Origin of the sequence: Parafrankia sp. FMc2 (genome assembly GCF_041008525.1) — a bacterium.
Taxonomy (GTDB): domain Bacteria; phylum Actinomycetota; class Actinomycetes; order Frankiales; family Frankiaceae; genus Parafrankia.
This window is the reverse complement of the sequence record NZ_JBFLUG010000480.1, coordinates 1-696: the sequence shown is the minus strand read 5'-3', so window position 1 is coordinate 696 and position 696 is coordinate 1. Positions and strand designations below refer to the sequence as shown.

General features: G+C 71.4%; 1 protein-coding gene. It reads left to right on the top strand.

The features are described from left to right. Positions 1–659: transposase (locus AB1460_RS38040; RefSeq protein WP_368967451.1), on the top strand; the 659-nt coding region annotated here is incomplete at its 5' end. Positions 660–696: the final 37 nt, after the last annotated feature.

The window sequence follows — 696 nt, the reverse complement described above, 5'->3', positions numbered from 1 at the left end:
CCACGACCTACCAGGCCGCCGCCCGCGTGGCCCTGCCCGACGCGATGATCGCGGTCGATCCGTTCCACGTCGCCCAGCTCGCGAACAGGACCGTCGGTGACGTCCGCCGCCGGGCGACCCACCGGCTACGGCGCCGCCGGGGCCGGGCCACCGACCCCGAGTACCAGATCAAAGGACTGCTCCTGCGTGGCCCGGCCACCCTCACCCCGACCGGCCGGGACAGGATCCTGACCACGCTCGCCGACCTCGGCGGGCTGGCCTGCTTCGAGATCGGCGCCGCCTGGCGCGCGAAGAACCTGCTCCTCGACCTCCTCGCGCTCTCCCCGACCCGCACCGGCCGGGCGACCACCCGCACCGACCTGAACAGGGCCCTGACCAGGTTCTTCGAGTACTGCGCCACCGTCGGCGCGGCCGTCCCCGAGATCGTCACCCTCGCCGAGACGATCTCCACCTGGCGCGTCGAGATCACAAACGCCCTCCTGCACGGCCTGTCCAACGCCGCCGCCGAAGGTGTCAACCGCCTCACCAAACTCGCCTACCGCACCGCCTTCGGCCTGCGCAACGTCACCCACCAGCAACGCCGCGCCCGCTACACCGCCTCCCGTTCCACCCGCCCCCAGTGGCTACCCACGGTTACCGCCCGTCCGAAGGTCGCGTAATCGGACCAACACAGATTCCGGTCAACTGCGAAGAGCC